At 60.3% G+C, this 16310-nt stretch carries 15 protein-coding genes; 9 read left to right on the top strand and 6 right to left on the bottom strand.

The genetic code is table 11. From position 1 onward, the window contains the following. Positions 1-64 precede the first annotated feature (64 nt). Positions 65-598 carry a glycoside hydrolase family 19 protein gene (locus tag BOP93_RS13740; RefSeq protein ID WP_104503055.1) on the top strand — a complete coding sequence of 178 codons (534 nt, stop codon included), beginning with the start codon at positions 65-67 and terminating at the stop codon, positions 596-598. After that, positions 595-1110 (top strand): lysis system i-spanin subunit Rz, encoded by a 516-nt coding sequence (locus BOP93_RS13735; protein WP_104503054.1) that lies wholly within the window; start codon positions 595-597, stop codon positions 1108-1110. The genes BOP93_RS13740 and BOP93_RS13735 overlap by 4 nt, the downstream gene beginning before the upstream one ends. Here the strand turns inward: BOP93_RS13735 and BOP93_RS13730 are convergent. Further along, on the bottom strand, positions 1100-1783 hold the full coding sequence (locus BOP93_RS13730) for an SOS response-associated peptidase family protein (RefSeq protein ID WP_104503053.1): 684 nt from the start codon (positions 1781-1783) through the stop codon (positions 1100-1102). The two genes, BOP93_RS13735 and BOP93_RS13730, sit on opposite strands and share 11 nt — an antisense overlap. Positions 1784-1884: 101 nt before the next feature. Here BOP93_RS13730 and BOP93_RS13725 point away from each other — a divergent pair, with 101 nt between their 5' ends. Both BOP93_RS13725 and umuC read left to right on the top strand, forming a co-directional pair. Further along, complete coding sequence (locus tag BOP93_RS13725; protein ID WP_065936683.1) at positions 1885-2310, top strand: LexA family protein; 426 nt, start codon at positions 1885-1887, stop codon at positions 2308-2310. Continuing rightward, entirely contained in the window at positions 2303-3577 is a 1275-nt protein-coding gene (gene umuC / locus BOP93_RS13720) for a translesion error-prone DNA polymerase V subunit UmuC (protein ID WP_104503052.1), read from the top strand. The genes BOP93_RS13725 and umuC overlap by 8 nt, the downstream gene beginning before the upstream one ends. A gap of 3 nt (positions 3578-3580) precedes the next feature. Here the strand turns inward: umuC and BOP93_RS13715 are convergent, their stop codons facing one another. From BOP93_RS13715 to BOP93_RS13705, 3 genes are all read right to left on the bottom strand, one after another. Beyond that, a complete protein-coding gene (locus tag BOP93_RS13715) occupies positions 3581-3790 on the bottom strand; it encodes a hypothetical protein (RefSeq protein WP_104503051.1) in 210 nt (69 codons plus the stop codon). Between the two features lie 401 nt (positions 3791-4191). Beyond that, entirely contained in the window at positions 4192-5430 is a 1239-nt protein-coding gene (locus BOP93_RS13710) for an MFS transporter (protein WP_104503050.1), read from the bottom strand. 220 nt (positions 5431-5650) lie between these two features. Then, a complete protein-coding gene (locus BOP93_RS13705) occupies positions 5651-6037 on the bottom strand; it encodes a TIGR03067 domain-containing protein (RefSeq protein WP_104503049.1) in 387 nt (128 codons plus the stop codon). Between the two features lie 335 nt (positions 6038-6372). On the opposite strand from BOP93_RS13705, the gene BOP93_RS13700 reads away from it, so the two are divergent. Both BOP93_RS13700 and lpxO read left to right on the top strand, forming a co-directional pair. Further along, positions 6373-7710: an LPS O-antigen chain length determinant protein WzzB gene (locus tag BOP93_RS13700; RefSeq protein WP_104503048.1), complete on the top strand. Its 1338-nt coding sequence runs from the start codon at positions 6373-6375 to the stop codon at positions 7708-7710. A gap of 270 nt (positions 7711-7980) precedes the next feature. Then, positions 7981-8880: a lipid A hydroxylase LpxO gene (gene lpxO, locus BOP93_RS13695; RefSeq protein ID WP_104503047.1), complete on the top strand. Its 900-nt coding sequence runs from the start codon at positions 7981-7983 to the stop codon at positions 8878-8880. Positions 8881-8899: 19 nt separating this feature from the next. Here the strand turns inward: lpxO and ligD are convergent, their stop codons facing one another. Together ligD and BOP93_RS13685 are read right to left on the bottom strand one after the other, a co-directional pair. After that, a complete protein-coding gene (gene ligD / locus BOP93_RS13690; RefSeq protein ID WP_104503046.1) occupies positions 8900-11425 on the bottom strand; it encodes a DNA ligase D in 2526 nt (841 codons plus the stop codon). 24 nt (positions 11426-11449) lie between these two features. Next, a complete protein-coding gene (locus BOP93_RS13685) occupies positions 11450-12289 on the bottom strand; it encodes a Ku protein (protein ID WP_104503045.1) in 840 nt (279 codons plus the stop codon). A 189-nt stretch (positions 12290-12478) separates the two neighbouring features. Here BOP93_RS13685 and BOP93_RS13680 point away from each other — a divergent pair, with 189 nt between their 5' ends. From BOP93_RS13680 to treS, 3 genes are all read left to right on the top strand, one after another. Further along, complete coding sequence (locus tag BOP93_RS13680) at positions 12479-12793, top strand: hypothetical protein (RefSeq protein WP_104503044.1); 315 nt, start codon at positions 12479-12481, stop codon at positions 12791-12793. Positions 12794-12804: 11 nt separating this feature from the next. Further along, positions 12805-13962, top strand: a complete 1158-nt coding sequence (locus tag BOP93_RS13675) for a PQQ-dependent sugar dehydrogenase (protein WP_104503043.1) — start codon at positions 12805-12807, stop codon at positions 13960-13962. Positions 13963-14210: 248 nt separating this feature from the next. Then, positions 14211-16274 (top strand): maltose alpha-D-glucosyltransferase, encoded by a 2064-nt coding sequence (gene treS / locus BOP93_RS13670; RefSeq protein ID WP_104503042.1) that lies wholly within the window; start codon positions 14211-14213, stop codon positions 16272-16274. Positions 16275-16310 lie beyond the last annotated feature (36 nt).

Here is a 16310-nt window from a genome sequence, read left to right as displayed (position 1 = left end):
CACCCTAATTGAATTTTTAGTATAGCCCGCCCTTAGGTGGTGTTTTTGTTGCCTGGAGAAAAGTATGCCGATCACCGAGCAGCAGTTGCTGCAGATCCTCCCGAACGCCGGCCGCCAAGCCGGCGTTTTTGTATCCGCTCTAAATGCGGCAATGAACCGGTACGCGATTGTGGGCGCAGCGCGCGCCTCAGCGTTCATTGCTCAGATCGGCCACGAGTCGGGCCAGTTGCGTTACGTGCGGGAAGTTTGGGGGCCGACCGCCCAGCAGCTTGGGTACGAGGGCCGCGCCGATCTGGGCAACACCGTGAAGGGAGACGGTTCCAAGTACCGCGGGCGTGGCCTGATCCAGGTCACCGGGCGAGCCAACTATGCTGCGTGCGGCGAGGCCCTGGGCCTGGACCTGATCAACAAGCCTGAATTGCTCGAGCTGCCCCAGCACGCCGCTATGTCAGCTGCCTGGTTCTGGTCGACGAATGGCCTGAACATGCTGGCGGATCAGGGGCAATTCGAGAAGATCACCAGGCGCATCAATGGTGGGCTCACCGGACAGGCCGACCGCCAGGCGCTGTACGACAAAGCGCTGAAGGTGCTGGCATGACCTCGGTGCAGAAGCTGGCCGGCCTCGCAGCGCTGATCCTGCTGCTGATGGCCAGTGCCGCCGGCGTGACCTGGCAGGTACAGGACTGGCGCATGGGCAAGAAGCTCGCCGAGCAGGCCGGTCTGCACAAGGATGATTTGGCGGCGATAACCAATGCCGCCGCAGATCAGGCCCGCGCCGAGCAGGATAAGCGAGTTGCCACCGAGCAGGCCCTGGCCACCGCCGACCAAAAACACACCAAGGAATTATCCGATGCCCAGCGCAACCAGGTTCTGCTGCGTGACCGCCTTGCTACTGCTGATGTGCGGCTGTCAGTCCTCCTTGCCGAGGATTCAGCCAGTGGCTGCAACGTGCCTACCGCCTCCGGCGCCGTCAGCGTGGTTCATGCAGCCCGTCGAGCCCAACTTGACCCAGCGCATGCTCAACGAATTGTCGCCATCACCGATGACGGAGACAACGCCATAATCGCATTGCGCGCGTGCCAGGCGTACGTGCGGGCTATTACACGCTGATGGGGCTGATCAGTTCAGGGCCCTTGTTCCGCACGTTTCCCACGGCCGTGTCGACCTTGAACCACTCGAATACATCGGACGGTTCGCCCTGGTGCAACAACATTTGTTCGGCGCGCTCCTTGGGCGTGGCGGGGTCCAGCCACTCCCGCGCCAGATGAGGTGTCAGCACCACCGGTCGCCGGTCATGAATGTCCACCATGCCCCCGGCACTGTCGGCGGTGATGATCACAAAACCGTCATGCTCGCCTGGGCCTTCATCGGCATCCGGCAGCTGGCCGATGGCAGCACAGAAGATCGGCGCACCATCCCGCCGGCGGATCAGGTAGGGCTGCTTCTTGGGGCCGCCTTCATCCACCCACTCAAACCAGTTGTCGATAGGCGTGATTGCTCGGTGCGGCCAGATCGCCCGAAAGAAGGGGCCGTGGGCGACCTTTTCCACACGCGCGTTGATCGGCGCGGCGCGGTCCTTGGCCCAATGCGGTCGCCATCCCCAACGAACCGGGTCGGCGTGCAGCAACTCGCCTTGCAGGTGTAGCAGCGCCACGGCGGTCGTCGGCGCCACGTTGTAACGCTCTATCGGCTCGTCGCCCACGGAGTTCTCCAGCGCATTGGGCATGCTCAGCGCCGCAACGAAGTCATGAATCCCGGTGTATTGTGAAAGCCTTCCGCACATAGGCGCCGCTCCGTCTGTCGAAATCCCCTACAGAAAAATTGACCACAAGCCTTCTGCAAAGTTAACTGTACATTCATACAGTTCGTGTAGAAGACTGCATCATGAGCTTCACCATTTTAGGCCCTATATCCGAAGGCGGCACGAAGCTGCCTTTCTGCTCGTTTCGGGTGCCAGCTGGGTTTCCATCACCAGCGGCCGACCATATCGAGCAGCACATCTCATTGGATGAGGTCCTAAATATCCGCGCGCCGCACGTTTACTTGATCGCCATTACCGGCGAAAGCATGCAAGGCGCTGGCATTTTCGAGGGCGACCTGGCTGTTGTGGATCGTTCTATTGAGCCAGCTCACGGGCATATAGTCGTGGCCCTGCTCAATAACGACCCGATGTGCAAGCGCCTGTGCAAGCGTGGGGCCGAGGTTATCCTGCTGTCAGAAAACCCCAAGTACCCAGCGCGCTACATCCTCGAAGGTGACGAGCTATCGATCTGGGGCGTGATCACCAGCACGGTGCGGAGTCATGTCTAATACGCCTGTCTTTGCGCTGATCGACTGCAACAGCTTCTATGCGAGTTGCGAGCGGGTATTCCGGCCCGACCTAGCCAAAACCCCAATCGTCGTGCTGAGCAACAACGATGGCTGCGTGATCGCCAGGAGTTATGACGCCAAGCCATTTATCAAAATGGGCGAGCCGTACTTCCAAATCAAGCACAAGCTCAAGCAGCACGGCATCGTGCCTTTCTCCTCGAACTACGCGCTTTACGGCGATATGAGCGAGCGCGTGATGACGCTGATCGAGACCTTGGTGCCCGCGGTTGAGATTTACAGCATTGATGAAGCGTTTGCCGACCTCACGGGTATATCGGGGCTCGATGCCCTGGGGCGCCAGATCAGAACAAAGGTGCTGCGCGGCACCGGTATCCCCGTCGGTGTCGGCATTGCAAACACCAAGACCCTGGCCAAGCTGGCCAACCACACCGCAAAGCGCTTACAGGCGCAGACCGGCGGGGTCGTGAATATCACCGACCCGGTCAAGCGCGATTGGGTGCTGCGCAATACCGACGTCGCGGAAGTTTGGGGCGTCGGGCGGAAAATGAAACTGCACCTAGACGCAATGGGTATCAAGTCGGCAATGGATTTGGCCAAGGCTGATCCACGGACGCTCCGCAAGAAATTCAGCGTAGTGATCGAAAAGACGGCGCGGGAGCTGGCCGGCACATCGTGTCTGGAACTGGACGAGCCCGACCCACCCAAGCAAGAAATATGCTGCAGCCGAATGTTCGGAAGACGCCTGACCGAGCTACCCCCCATCAAGGAAGCGGTGGCCACCTACATGATGAGGGCATCCGAAAAGCTGCGCGCCCAGAACTCTCTCTGCAAGAAGGTCCGCGTCTGCATTCGCACCGGGATGTTCAATCCCGAGGAGGCGAAGTATGCCAACGGCGTGGTGGTCGATATGCCGTACCCTACCGATGACGTGCGCCTGCTCACGAAAGCCGCTGTCGATGCGCTCGACAGGATCTTCCGACCAGGCTTCAAATACAGCAAGGCCGAGGTAATGCTGCTCAACCTGTGCCAGCCAGGAGAATACACGGACGATCTGTTCGCGATATCTCAGGCGGCCGAGGCAACCCGTGTAATGACTGTGCTTGATCAGATCAACGAGCGGTGGGGCAGAGGTACGCTTCGGTCTGCCAGCGTGCCGACCAATCCAGACTGGGGGATGCGTCGGGAGATGATGAGCCAGAGCTATACCACCAAACTGGACCAGCTCTGGACGGTGGCATGCAAGTAGAGCTCAGTCCTGCGTCATAAGGACAGCCAGAGACATTTTGATGAACTCTTCATTGTCGCCGATCGTGAAAAGTGCGCCGCGCACGTTGTCTGCCACTTCAGCGGAGCCTCGCTGCTCCACCCAGTTCGACAGTTCCATGATTGAGGCCTCGAGGGCGAGTTGGTTCTCGTAGAGTTTGGATAGTAGGGAAGGGATCAGGTCAGAATTCAACATCGTTGTTCCTCCGTGGAGTGAACAGCGTAGCAGGCAAATTATGGAGTTGGGAGATCGATCGGCAGGACGCCGGAGGAGGGGGTTATGCAGTTTCGGCATGAGCTTAAATTTACCCGTTGGGACCAGTCTTGGAACCAACGGGTGCATTTCGGTGCGTTATTGTTGCTTACTGATGACGACTTGGCCCAGTAAACACTGATCACCAGTAATCACCATTATGCGTTTCATACCGCATGGTGATGTTAGCTGTGGAGATCAATTACTTTACCTATCAATGGGTTGCGAGCGTGGCGGCAGGTGCCTTCAGGCATGCGTCAACAGCGACATCAAGGCGCGAAACCCGGTCGCTGAACGGAAAATTTGGGATGTGTGTTGGAATTTGGCGCGCATTGTCGCATATGTCAGGCGACAGTTGTATGGCCAGCGAAGGTTGGTTTAGCCAATGTCTCCGGCATGGCCAGCCACAGCAGCAGCAAGGCGACGGCGGCCACCCCGGCCAGGGTCAGGAAGGCGGCGTTGTAGCCGGCCATTTGCACCACGAAGCCGGCCAGGCTGCTGCTCAGTGCCGCGCCCAGGCCAAACACGGTCGACAGCGCGCCGAGGCTGACGTTGAAGCGGCCGGTGCCTTGGGTCAGGTCCTTGACGATCACCGGGAACAACGCGCCGAAAATGCCCGCGCCGATGCCATCGAGCATCTGCACGGCAACCAGCCAATAAGGGTCGCTGGACAAGGTGTAGAGCACGCCGCGCAGCGGCAGGATCATGAAGCCGGCCAGGAGCAGGGGCTTGCGGCCCCAGAGGTCGGCCTTGATTCCCACCAGCATTGCGGTCGGCACCATCACCAACTGCGCGGCGACGATGCAGGCCGAGGTCAACGGCGTGGCCATCTGCAGGTTGATCTGCGACAGCTTCTGGCTGACCAGCGGCAGCATCGCGGCATTGGCCAGGTGAAACAGCGCGCAGCAAATGGCGAACAGCAGCAACGGACGGTTGGCGAGCAGCACGCGCAGGCCCGAGGGCTGCTCATGGTCGGTGTGGTGAGCCGGGTCGAAGCCACGGGCCACCTCGTGATCGATCGCCTTGGCCGGGACGCAACTGACGGCGACGACACTGGCGACGGCCATAAACGCCATCAGGTAGAACACCACCACCGGCCCGAACAGATACGCCAGGCCGCCGGCCAGCAATGCCGCGACGGCGTTGCCGGCATGATTGAAGGTTTCGTTGCGCCCGGTACGCCGGGTAAACGCGCGCGGGCCGGTGATGCCCAGGGAAATCGCGGAAATCGCCGGGGCAAACACCGACGCGGCAACGGCGCTGGCGGCTTGGGTCAGCGCCACCCAGCCAAACGAGCTGACGAAGGGCAGCATCAGGCAACTGAGCGTGACCAGCAGCGCGGCAAGCGCAATCACTGCGCGCTTGCTGCGGGTTCGGTCGATCAGCGCGCCCGCCGGGCCCTGGGTGATCAGCCCGGCGATGCCGGCCAGCGTCATGACCACGCCAATACTGGCCGGCTCCCACTGGTGTACCGCCAGCAGGTAAATGGCCAGGTACGGCCCCAGACCGTCGCGCACATCCGCGAGGAAGAAATTCAGGCTGTCCAGGGACAAGGCAATGCGCAGGTCTGAGTGATGGGCCACGATGCTATCTTCCAGAGCAGTCCAGGGGCTGGACACGCGTTGGGGTAGTGACCTGCACGGGGAGTGATTAGTTCGCGGCTGCCTGGAATTTCCAGGCGCAAAAAAAGCCCGCAAGCAGAGGCGGGCCAAGGGATTCACTGGAGTAGGTAGGCTTCACCCTATAGGTCGCAAAGTGAAGGCCTTGTGAAAATGCCGTGATCAAACCGCTAATCAGACCCGCTCATGCCCGACGCACGAAGGTGCGCATGGTCTGCCCCGGGCCGGTGCTGAATACGGTGGGCCGGGGCATGCCTTCATCGGCGGCGATAAACACAAAATGATCGCCGTCGAGGCAGTAGCTGGCCGGTAAAGGCTTGCCGGCGTCCGCACCGATGGCGTCCACCCAGGTAATGCTTTTGGGCGTGGTGTCGGCGTTCAGCACAAAACGGCCTGCCAGCAAGAGGTCACCCTCGACGGTGACGACTTCAAATTTATCCGCGCTGATAGTGGTAATGGCTCCTGGCGCGCTATGTGCATCGGCAGGGTTGAGTACGCCATTGTCTTCCAGGGCGATTTGCTCCCAGGCACCTTGCAGAGCGTGGTAATCCGTGACTGAAGAGGGTGACATGCAACTTCCTTTTGCTGGGGAGCGAGGCGGGCGATTGTATCGGCAATGTAACAGCCTTGCAGATAAAGGGATTTTTTTCTTTGGGGACAGCTATTTGACAGCTTTTTCATGTTGTTTTGACTACGCTTGTAGCGTGATTAGTCCCACATCAAAATATCTTTGTGACTACATGTCTGCATAAAGCAGAAATAATCCTCAAGTCAGTGGGATTTTTCGTCAGACTGAGTGGTCAGACTGCCATTGTCGGCTGTGCTCAGGGCGTTGTCCCTGACGTGAAGCCGCTTGGGCTTCCGCTAAGTGATGGCCTTTTAGTATTAATTTAAGGTGTTCTTATTTTGAATCGAAGCTCCCCGCTTGCGCCTGCTGTAGCGTCTGATGAGATTGATCTGTTCGAATTGTTTAATGCCATATGGCGGCAGAAGAAGCTGATCGTGGGGTGTACGGTTCTGGCGGGTGCCCTGGGCGCGGGATATGCCTTTCTGGCACCCAAGACCTACGAAGTCAGTAGCGTGCTACGGCCAGCGGCGATCAACGAACTCGACGCGTTGAACCGCTCCGAAGTGTATAAATTGCCGCCCGCTGATGCGTTGCTCAAAGTGGGCGCGCAATTGGACTCCTACGAGGCGCGCCTGGGCTTTTTCAAGGACCATGAGGAATTGTTCAAGGCGTTTCAGAAGCCAGGGCGAACGCTGGAGCAGAGTTTTGAAGACTTCAATCGCAACTCGGTCAATCTGATCCTGCCGGACCCCAAGAAGTCCGACTCGCTGAGCAGCTACATCCGTCTGGAATTGCAGTACCCGACCGATGTCGATGGGGTGAAAATTCTCAACGGGTTTGTTGACTACGCCATTGCCGCAGAGCGTCAGCAGGTAGGAGCCGACCTCAAGGTGATCGTCAATAACCGCCTGAATGAACTCAAGGGCAAGATCGACGCGGCCCGTGCCAACTACGACACCGACAAGGAGTCGAAGATCGCCAAGTTGCTCGAGGCGGACCGGCTCAAGCGTGCTCAGTTGCAGGATGAGCTCAGCGCCCTGCGGTTGCAGATGAAAATGGAGCGTACCAATCGCCTGGCGGAATTGTCTGAGGCCATTGGTATCGCCCAGTCCATGGGGATCAAGACACCGACAACGCCGTCCTCCATGGCGGACTCCACGCGAAACGGTTCAAGCCAGGTGATGCGCACCGAGGTCAACAATCAGAAGATTCCGCTGTACTTCATGGGTACTGAGGCGCTGGAGGCTGAGCGCGCTGCGCTGCAAAAGCGCACCAGCGATGACTTCACCAACCCGCGTATTGCCGAAATTGGCAAGGAGCTCCAGTTGCTGGACGCCAACCGGGAGGTTGAGGTGTTGCGCAAGCGTGCCAATGAAGACATCTTCCTGCAGGACGTAGAGCCACTGCGCGCCGAAGTCGCCCGGTTGCGTGGTTTGAACATCGACATGAGCAACCTCAAGCTGGTGACGGTCGACCGCCGCGCCCAGGAGCCGCTGTCACCGATCAAGCCCAAAAAGGCCCTGGTGATTGCGTTGAGCCTGGTGGGCGGCATGTTGCTGGGCCTGATGATCGCGCTGATCCGCCACCTGGTGCTGACGCGCCGCCAGGCCGTGCCTTTCTCGGCATTGGAAGACAGCAGTTTTTCCCGCCGTGAGCGTAAGGGCGACCAACTGTAAGCCTTGGCATTTCCCTGCAGTGGGCGGGCCCAGGGGCCCGCCTGCTCATCCCCCCCCCCAGCACACTTTGTAGACAGCTTTTCACAATTCTTAGTTAACCTTTGGTTACAAAGTATGGCTAAATAACCGCCAATGGTCACACATCGCATGGTCTCCAGTCGGTCGTGTTACCTGTATGTGAATTGTGATTTCAGGTGCTGCTTATCCAATCCTCGGCCGTTGTGGGCACGCAGGAGCAGCCTGTTATCTCCCTGACGTGTGACGAATCCCTTGAAACTCATCATTGTTGCTCTCTACGTTGCTTCCATCGCGTATGTACATCTGCGCGGCCGGGTGCGACACAAGCTGGGCCGCCAGCTTAGCGATCATTCGACGTTCCTGGCGCCGATCAACTGCTTCCTGTACCTGTTCTCCAGGCAACCCAGCCGCCCCTTTCTGTCGCCCAGCGACTTTCCTGACCTTAGCCCGTTGCAGGAGCACTGGGAAGAGATCCGCCGGGAAGGCCAGAACCTGATGCGTGCCGGGGAGATCAAACGTTCGCAACAGTACAACGATGTGGGGTTCAACTCGTTCTTCAAGTCGGGCTGGAAGCGCTTCTATCTGAAGTGGTACGGCGACAGTCACCCCTCGGCGATGAAGTTGTGCCCGCGCACTACCGAGCTGGTGCAGGGCATTGGCTCGATCAAGGCCGCGATGTTCGCCGAGCTGCCACCGGGGTCCAAGCTGGTGCGCCACCGTGACCCGTATGCGGGTTCCTACCGTTATCACCTGGGGCTCGATACGCCGAACGATCCGGGCTGCTACATCAATGTGGACGGCGAAAGCTATTACTGGCGCGACGGCGAGCCCGTGATGTTTGACGAGACCTACATTCATTACGCCGAGAACACGACATCACACAACCGCATCATTTTGTTCTGTGACATCGAACGGCCGATGAAATATCGCTGGGCAGCCGCCTTCAACCGTTGGTTCAGCCGCAATGTGATGGCAGCGGCGGGTTCACCCAATGACGAAGGCGACAAGACCGGCGGCCTCAACCGGGCCTTCACCCGCCTGTACAAGATCCGGTTGCGCGGCAAGGAGCTCAAAAAGCGCAACCGCACGCGCTATTACCTGGAAAAGTGGGCGATCTTCGCCGGCTTGGCGTTGATTTTCATCCTTATCTGATTGCTGCCCCGGACGCGAATCACTTCGGTGGCTTCGCGCCCAGCTTGTCCCACATCTGCTTGCTGATCTTCTGCCGATTGGCATAGCCGGCCCAAGGGTCGTCTTTCAAGTCGCGCAATCGCTCGTGCAGGTTGGCCACCGTCCATTGCTGGGCACCGCGCAAGTCACTCAATTCATCGCGACTGATCGGTACCGACACCGGCAGGCCTGGTCGCGCCCGCACGGAGTAAGCCGCCACAGTGCTGGCGCCCCGGGCGTTGCGCAGATAATCGATGAAGATTTTGCCCACGCGGTTCTTCGGGCCGCTGGTGGCGGTAAAGCGCTCCGGCAGTTGCTGGGTCATGAATTGGGCGATGGCCTTGGCGAAGGCTTTGACGGTGTCCCAGTTATCGCGCCGCGCCAGCGGTACGATCAGGTGCAAGCCTTTGCCACCGCTGGTTTTGACGAAGGCCTGCAAACCTATTTCATCCAGTACCGACAGCGTCAACTGCGCCGCTTCCAGCATGGATTTCCAGGGCAGGGCGGGGTCCGGGTCGAGGTCGAGTATGAACAGGTCGGGGGTTTCGATCTTATCCGTGGTAGCGCCCCAGGTGTGCAGCTCAACCGTGCCCATTTGCACCGCGCCGATCAGGGCATCGGCGCTGTCTATTTCCATCAGGCGGGCATGGCCGGGGTCCAGTGCCTTGTCCAACTGCTTGATGTGCGGGATGGTCATGCGCTCGGAATGCTTCTGGAAGAACTGTTCGCCTTCGATGCCTTCCGGCGCCCTGAGCAGTGAGACGGGCCGGTTGCGCAGGAAGGGCAGGATCGATTCGCTGATATCGGCGTAGAACTGTGCCAGTTCCTGCTTTTGCGTGCCGCTCTGCTGGTCGATGACCCGCTCAGGGTGGGTGATTTTCATGGCCTTCACGGGTTTCACCTCCTTCTCGGTTTTTTTCGCCTTTGGCGCCTTCACCGATTTGGCCGTACGCGGCTGCTCACGGATGATCTGCGCAGCGGGCTTGTCGGTGCGCATGCCCACAAAGGCAGCCTGGCGCACCACGCCTTCGCGAGTCCACTCGGCAAATTGCACTTCACCGACCAGGCTCGGCTCAACCCAGTGCACGCCGCGCGCCTGGGCGCTGGTCAACGGCTTTTGCAGCGGCGAGTCCGTGCGTTCGAGCGCGGTAAGCTTGGCATAGATGGATTTGAGCGACGCCTGGTCGAAACCGGTGCCCACCCGCCCGGCATACACCAGTGCGGTATCGTCGTTGACTGCCAGCAGCAGCGCGCCAAACCCGGTGCGCGAGCCTTGGGGCCGCGTGTAACCGACAATCACGAACTCCTGGCGCAGGCGGCATTTGAGCTTGATCCAGTCAGCACTGCGGCTGGACACGTAAGGGCTGCCGGCACGCTTGCCGATGACACCCTCCAAGGCCAGGTCACAGGCGCTTTCGAAAATGTCGCGGTGGTTGGCGGCAAAGGCTTCGGAGAAGCGCAGCAGCTTGCTCTTGCTGGCGGACAGCGCAGATTTAAGTGCCGCGCGACGCGCTTCGACGGGCTCTTCGCGCTGATCACGGCCGTCAAGAAACGGCGCATCGAACAGGTAGTAAATGATGTCGAGGCTGCGGCCAATGTCGAAGGCATTTTGCAATGCCTGGAAATCCGGCAACCCATCGCCGTTAAGGCTGACCACTTCGCCATCAAGCCAGCTGTCCTTAAGCTTGAGCGCTTGCAAGGCTTTGACCTGGCGCGGCAGGCGCTCGGTCCAATCGTGGCCATTACGAGTGAACAGGCGTACCTCGCCGCCGCGGATGCGCGCGAGGATGCGGTAACCGTCGAACTTGATCTCGTAGTGCCAGTCACCCTCGGGCGCCCGATCAACCAACGTTGCCAGTTGCGGGGAGAACGCTTCGGGCACGGCGGCTGCCTGCTTTCGCGCGCTCGCCTTGGGTGTCGTTTTGGTTGCTGCCTTGGCCTCAGGCTTGGTCTTGGATTTGCCGACCACAGCATCGCTGAGCACGCTGGCGGGCTGTGCCTCGACGATATCGTACTCAGCCGAAGGACGCGCCTGCTGGTCCTTTTCCTTGATCAGCAACCATTGTTGCTTGTCGCCGCTGCCTTTGAGCCGGGTGCGCACCAAGGTCCAGTCGCCGGTGAGTTTTTCGCCGACCAGGCTGAATTTCAGTTTGCCAGCCGCGTAGGCCTTGTGCGGGTCGTCATGGGGTTGCCAGATGCCACGGTCCCAGACGATCACATCCCCGGCGCCATATTGCCCGGCGGGAATGCTGCCTTCGAAGCCGCCATAACTCAGGGGATGGTCTTCGACGTGGACCGCCAGGCGTTTCTGGCTCGGGTCCAGGCTCGGGCCTTTGGGCACGGCCCAGCTCAACAGCACGCCGTCCAGTTCCAGGCGAAAATCATAGTGCAGGTTGCGCGCAGCATGTTTCTGGATCACAAAGCTCAGGGCGCAAGCTTTGCGCTTGCCGGCCGATGGCTTGCCTGCCGGCTCGGCGGTAATCCCGAAGTCGCGTTTGCGGTTGTACTCGCTCAGGGGCTTTGCCATGTCGTTCTCCAGCCAATGGCCAGCTCAAGAAGCCTTCTTATTGGATTTTTTCGCCGTGGTTTTTTTTGCGGCAGGTTTACCCGCCAGGCTGCGCTTGAGCAATTCGGTCAGGTCGATCACATCGGCGGATTTGCGCTCTTCGCTGCCTTCGGTCGATTCGACGTCCTCGATCTTGCCGGCCTTGGCCTTCTTCTCCACCAGCGCCATAATCTTTTCCTGGAAGCTGTCGCGGTATTCCTCGGGTTGCCAGTCTGCGCTCATGTCTTCCACCAGACGCTTGGCCATGTCCAGCTCACCCTTGGCCAGGGTCGGCTTGGTTACGTCGCTGCCCAATTCCAGCTCATCCAGGCTGCGCACCTCAGCGGGCCAGCGCAGCATCACCAGCACCAGGGCCGACTCCAGCGGCATCAATGCGGCCAGGTGTTGCTTGGTGTGCAGCACCACATTGGCCAGGGCAACCTTGCCGGTTTTTTTCAGGGTCTCGCGCAGCAGCGCATAGACCTTGCCGCCGCGTTTATCCGGGGCCAGGAAGTAGGGCGTGTCGATGTTCTGCAGCGGAATCTGGTCGCTGGCGACAAAGGCGATGATTTCGATGGTCTGGGTCGACTTGGGGTGGGCCGAGCGAATTTCTTCTTCGCTGAGCACCACGTAGCGGCCCTTTTCATAGGCCACACCCTTGACGATATTCTCCTTGTCGATCTCTTTTCCGGTCGCCTTGTTGATGCGCTTGTAGCCCACCGGGTCCATGCTGCGTTTATCCAGCCAGTCGAAATCAACGCCTTGGGACGACGTGGCCGACACCAGCGAGACCGGGATGTGAACCAGACCGAAGCTGATGGCGCCTTTCCAGATTGCCCGGGGCATAGATACCTCTCCTTCAAAGATAAGCCTGTGTTCTGGTGACTCGTGGGCCTGGACAAAAGTTTCGGCGAACGGATGCTCGGACAGATCCTGTTACACCTGATGAGAAACAATTTAATGTCCCCAGCCGAACCCCTGGCGTAGCGTGTTATCGAAAGCACGTACTACCACTCGGTATAGAGAGGCAGAGTCATGAACAGTTGTGTGCGTTACCTGGCAGTGCTGGCTTTGGGGCTGGTCCTGGCCCCCTTGGCCCAGGCGCAAAACCTGCCGGGCCGCTACGATTCCAACAACAGTCCCATTCATCGGGCCAACCCCAACAGCATGCAGGGCACCCAGCCCAATGCGCCGGTCGTGCGCGGTATCCAGACCGCCCCGAGCAACCCTCGGCCTACGCTGGAAAACGGCGGGATCGGCAACAGCTACCCCAAGCGCGACAACGCGCCCAGTCGCCCGACCACCGAACCCAAAGCGCCCACCTATGATGCCAACGGCAATCGCCGGTAAGGATCCGTCTTATGTTTTTACGCAAAACCCTGCTGGCCGCCCTGTACGCAACCACGCTGCTGCCATTGGCCACAGTCCAGGCCGCCGAGGCCCGACAGTTTCCCAGCGAGCAAGGCAGCATCACCGCGACGCCGGTCGCCAAGGGCCTGCATCATCCCTGGGCGGTGGCGTTCCTGCCGGACAGGCAAGGCTTCCTGGTGACCGAACTTCCCGGCCAGCTGCGTTTTGTCAGCCAGGATGGCAAGCTCTCCGCGCCGTTGACGGGCGTGCCGCAGGTGTGGGCCAAGGGGCAGGGCGGCTTGCTGGACGTAGCGCTGTCGCCGGACTTCAAGCAAGACCGCCTGGTCTATCTGTCGTACGCCGAAGGGGGCGGCAAGGATGGCAAGGCCGGGACCGCCGTGGGGCGCGGGCGCCTGGCCGATGACTTGAGTGGCTTGAAGGACTTCACGGTGATCCTGCGCCAGGAGCCCAAGCTGTCCACCGGCAATCACTTCGGTTCGCGCCTGGCATTTGACCGTGACGGTTACCTGTTTGTGACTCTGGGCGAAAACAACGACCGGCCTACCGCTCAGGACCTGGACAAGTTGCAAGGCAAGGTCGTGCGCATCTACCCCGACGGCCGCGTGCCCGACGACAACCCGTTTGTGGGCCAGCCCGAAGTACGTCCCGAAATCTGGTCCTACGGCCAGCGCAACCCGCAGGGCCTGGCGCTGAACCCTTGGAGCGGGACGATCTGGGAAAACGAACACGGGCCACGTGGCGGGGATGAAATCAACATCATCGAGCGCGGCAAAAACTATGGTTGGCCGTTGGCGACGCATGGCATCAATTATTCGCTCGCGCCGATTCCAGAGGCCAAGGGCAAGACCGCCGAAGGCACCGTGGCGCCGCACCATGTGTGGGAAAAGTCACCGGGGATCAGTGGCATGGCGTTCTATGATGCCGACCGGTTCAAGGCCTGGCAGCACAACCTGTTTATCGGCGCCTTGGCCAGTCAGGAGCTGATTCGGTTGCAGTTCGACGGTGACAAGGTGGTCCATGAGGAGCGTTTGCTGGGGGATTTGAAAGCCCGTATTCGCGACGTGCGGCAGGGGCCGGATGGTTATCTGTATGTGCTGACGGATGAAGAGGATGGGGGGCTGTACCGCGTCGGACTGAATCAGGACTAGGCATGTGGCGGGGCGGCGCCACGACGACTTGCTGCGGTCTCGGCCGCAAAGCCAACGCGTATTTACCTGACGTTCCGTGATTCATGAGTGAGGGACGTGTCAGTGGGGTAGCTGTCGGTCGGGATATCGTCACTGGGGCAAGTCCCCTCCCACATTTGGCCAGGGATCTGCATCCCGATGCAACGAATCGCCCCGGTCGTCGCTCCTATGCTTACGAATCACCTTTAACGACCACAGGTATCAGGCTTATGACGGCGGCGGACAACGATCATGTGAATTGGCTGGTGCAACAGTCCATGCTGAACGCGGCGCGCCAGCGCGCCAAGCTCTATTCGGGGCAGGGACGGATGTGGCAGCAACCCTTCGCACAAACGCGCCCGCGTGACGCTTCAGCCTTGTCATCGGTGTGGTTCACGGCTTATCCGGCGTCGATCGTGACCCGCGAAGACGGCACGGTGCTGGAAGCGCTGGGGGACGAAACCTTGTGGCATGCGTTGTCGAAGATCGGCATCCAGGGCATTCACAACGGTCCGCTGAAGAAGTCCGGCGGTTTGTCCGGCACTCAACATACGCCGACCATCGATGGCAACTTCGACCGCATCAGCTTCGACATCGACCCGCAACTGGGCACCGAGGCGCAGTTGCAGGCGCTGACGCGCATGGCCGCCGCGCACAACGCGGTGATCATCGACGACGTAATCCCCTCGCACACCGGCAAGGGCGCAGATTTCCGGCTGGCGGAAATGGCCTATGAAGACTATCCCGGCCTGTACCACATGGTCGAAATCCGTGAAGAAGACTGGCCGCTGCTGCCGGACGTCGCCGAGGGCCGCGACGCGCAGAACCTCAGCCCGCCGCAGGTGGACGCACTGCGCGACAAGCATTACATCGTCGGCCAATTGCAGCGGGTGATTTTCTTCGAGCCCGGGGTCAAGGAAACCGACTGGAGCGCCACGCCCGTGGTGATGGGGGTCGACGGCAAGCCGCGCCGCTGGGTGTACCTGCATTACTTCAAGGAAGGGCAGCCGTCGCTGAACTGGCTCGATCCGTCATTCGCCGCCCAGCAGATGATCATCGGCGACGCACTGCACGCCATCGATGTCATGGGCGCCAAGATCCTGCGCCTGGACGCCAATGGCTTTCTCGGCGTGGAACGCAAGCTCGACGGCAGTGCCTGGTCGGAAAGCCATCCGCTGTCGATCACCGGCAACCAGTTGCTGGGCGGCGCGATTCGCAAGGCCGGGGGTTTCAGCTTCCAGGAACTCAACCTCACCGTCGACGACATCGCTTCCATGTCCCACGGCGGCGCCGACCTGTCCTATGACTTCATCACCCGGCCGGCCTACCAGCATGCGCTGCTGATGGGCGATGCCGAGTTCCTGCGCCTGATGCTGCGCCAGATGCACAGCCTCGGTATCGACCCTGGCTCGCTGATCCACGCGCTGCAAAACCACGATGAATTGACCCTGGAACTGGTGCACTTCTGGACGTTGCATGCCCATGACAGCTTCATGTTCCAGGGCCAGACCTTTCCCGGCAACATCCTGCGCGAGCATATCCGCGAGCAGATGTATGAACGCCTGACCGGCGAGCACGCGCCGTATAACCTCAAGTTCGTCACCAACGGCGTGTCCTGCACCACGGCCAGTATCATCACTGCGGCGCTGGGCATTCGCGACCTGGACGCGATCACCGCGGCCGATGTGCAGCAGATTCGCCAGATCCATCTGCTGCTGGTGATGTACAACGCCATGCAGCCAGGCGTGTTTGCGCTGTCCGGTTGGGACCTGGTGGGTGCGCTGCCATTGGCCGCCGAAGAGGTCGGGCATTTGATGGCCGATGGCGACACGCGCTGGATTCATCGCGGCGCCTACGACCTGGTCGACCTCAACCCCGACGCCGAACTGTCGGCCGGGCAGATGCCGCGTTCCAGAAGCCTGTACGGCAGTTTGAACAGCCAGTTGCAGGACCCGGACTCCTTCGCCTCGCAATTGCAGAAGATCCTCGGCGTGCGCCGCGCCTATGACATTGCCGCCAGCCGCCAGATTCTGATTCCGGACGTCGAGCACCCGGGCCTGCTAGTCATGGTGCATGAGTTGCCGGCAGGCAAGGGGACGCAGATCACTGCGCTGAACTTCGGCGCCACGCCGATCACCGAATCCCTGCACCTGCCCAATATCGCACCGGGGCCGGTGGTGGACATCATCAATGAGCGAGTGGAAGGGGATTTGACCGAGGAGGGCACCTTCACGATTACGCTGGATGCCTATGAAGGACTGGCACTGCGGGTGGTGAGCAGTACGCCGATGTAGTGGGCGTGAAGGCTACCTCTTACACGCCGGGTTGAA

Source organism: Pseudomonas orientalis, from assembly GCF_002934065.1.
GTDB lineage: Bacteria > Pseudomonadota > Gammaproteobacteria > Pseudomonadales > Pseudomonadaceae > Aquipseudomonas > Aquipseudomonas orientalis_A.
This window is presented reverse-complemented; position numbering and strand designations above follow the sequence as displayed.

Bases quoted from the DNA above. Each gene is read 5' to 3' on its own strand.
- ligD (WP_104503046.1), bottom strand. From the start codon at position 11,425: ATGGCAAAGCCCCTGAGCGAGTACAACCGCAAACGCGACTTCGGGATT.
- treS (WP_104503042.1), top strand. From the start codon at position 14,211: ATGACGGCGGCGGACAACGATCATGTGAATTGGCTGGTGCAACAGTCC.
- BOP93_RS13740 (WP_104503055.1), top strand. From the start codon at position 65: ATGCCGATCACCGAGCAGCAGTTGCTGCAGATCCTCCCGAACGCCGGC.
- BOP93_RS13705 (WP_104503049.1), bottom strand. From the start codon at position 6,037: ATGTCACCCTCTTCAGTCACGGATTACCACGCTCTGCAAGGTGCCTGG.
- BOP93_RS13735 (WP_104503054.1), top strand. From the start codon at position 595: ATGACCTCGGTGCAGAAGCTGGCCGGCCTCGCAGCGCTGATCCTGCTG.
- umuC (WP_104503052.1), top strand. From the start codon at position 2,303: ATGTCTAATACGCCTGTCTTTGCGCTGATCGACTGCAACAGCTTCTAT.
- BOP93_RS13725 (WP_065936683.1), top strand. From the start codon at position 1,885: ATGAGCTTCACCATTTTAGGCCCTATATCCGAAGGCGGCACGAAGCTG.
- BOP93_RS13675 (WP_104503043.1), top strand. From the start codon at position 12,805: ATGTTTTTACGCAAAACCCTGCTGGCCGCCCTGTACGCAACCACGCTG.
- BOP93_RS13730 (WP_104503053.1), bottom strand. From the start codon at position 1,783: ATGTGCGGAAGGCTTTCACAATACACCGGGATTCATGACTTCGTTGCG.
- BOP93_RS13715 (WP_104503051.1), bottom strand. From the start codon at position 3,790: ATGTTGAATTCTGACCTGATCCCTTCCCTACTATCCAAACTCTACGAG.
- BOP93_RS13680 (WP_104503044.1), top strand. From the start codon at position 12,479: ATGAACAGTTGTGTGCGTTACCTGGCAGTGCTGGCTTTGGGGCTGGTC.
- BOP93_RS13685 (WP_104503045.1), bottom strand. From the start codon at position 12,289: ATGCCCCGGGCAATCTGGAAAGGCGCCATCAGCTTCGGTCTGGTTCAC.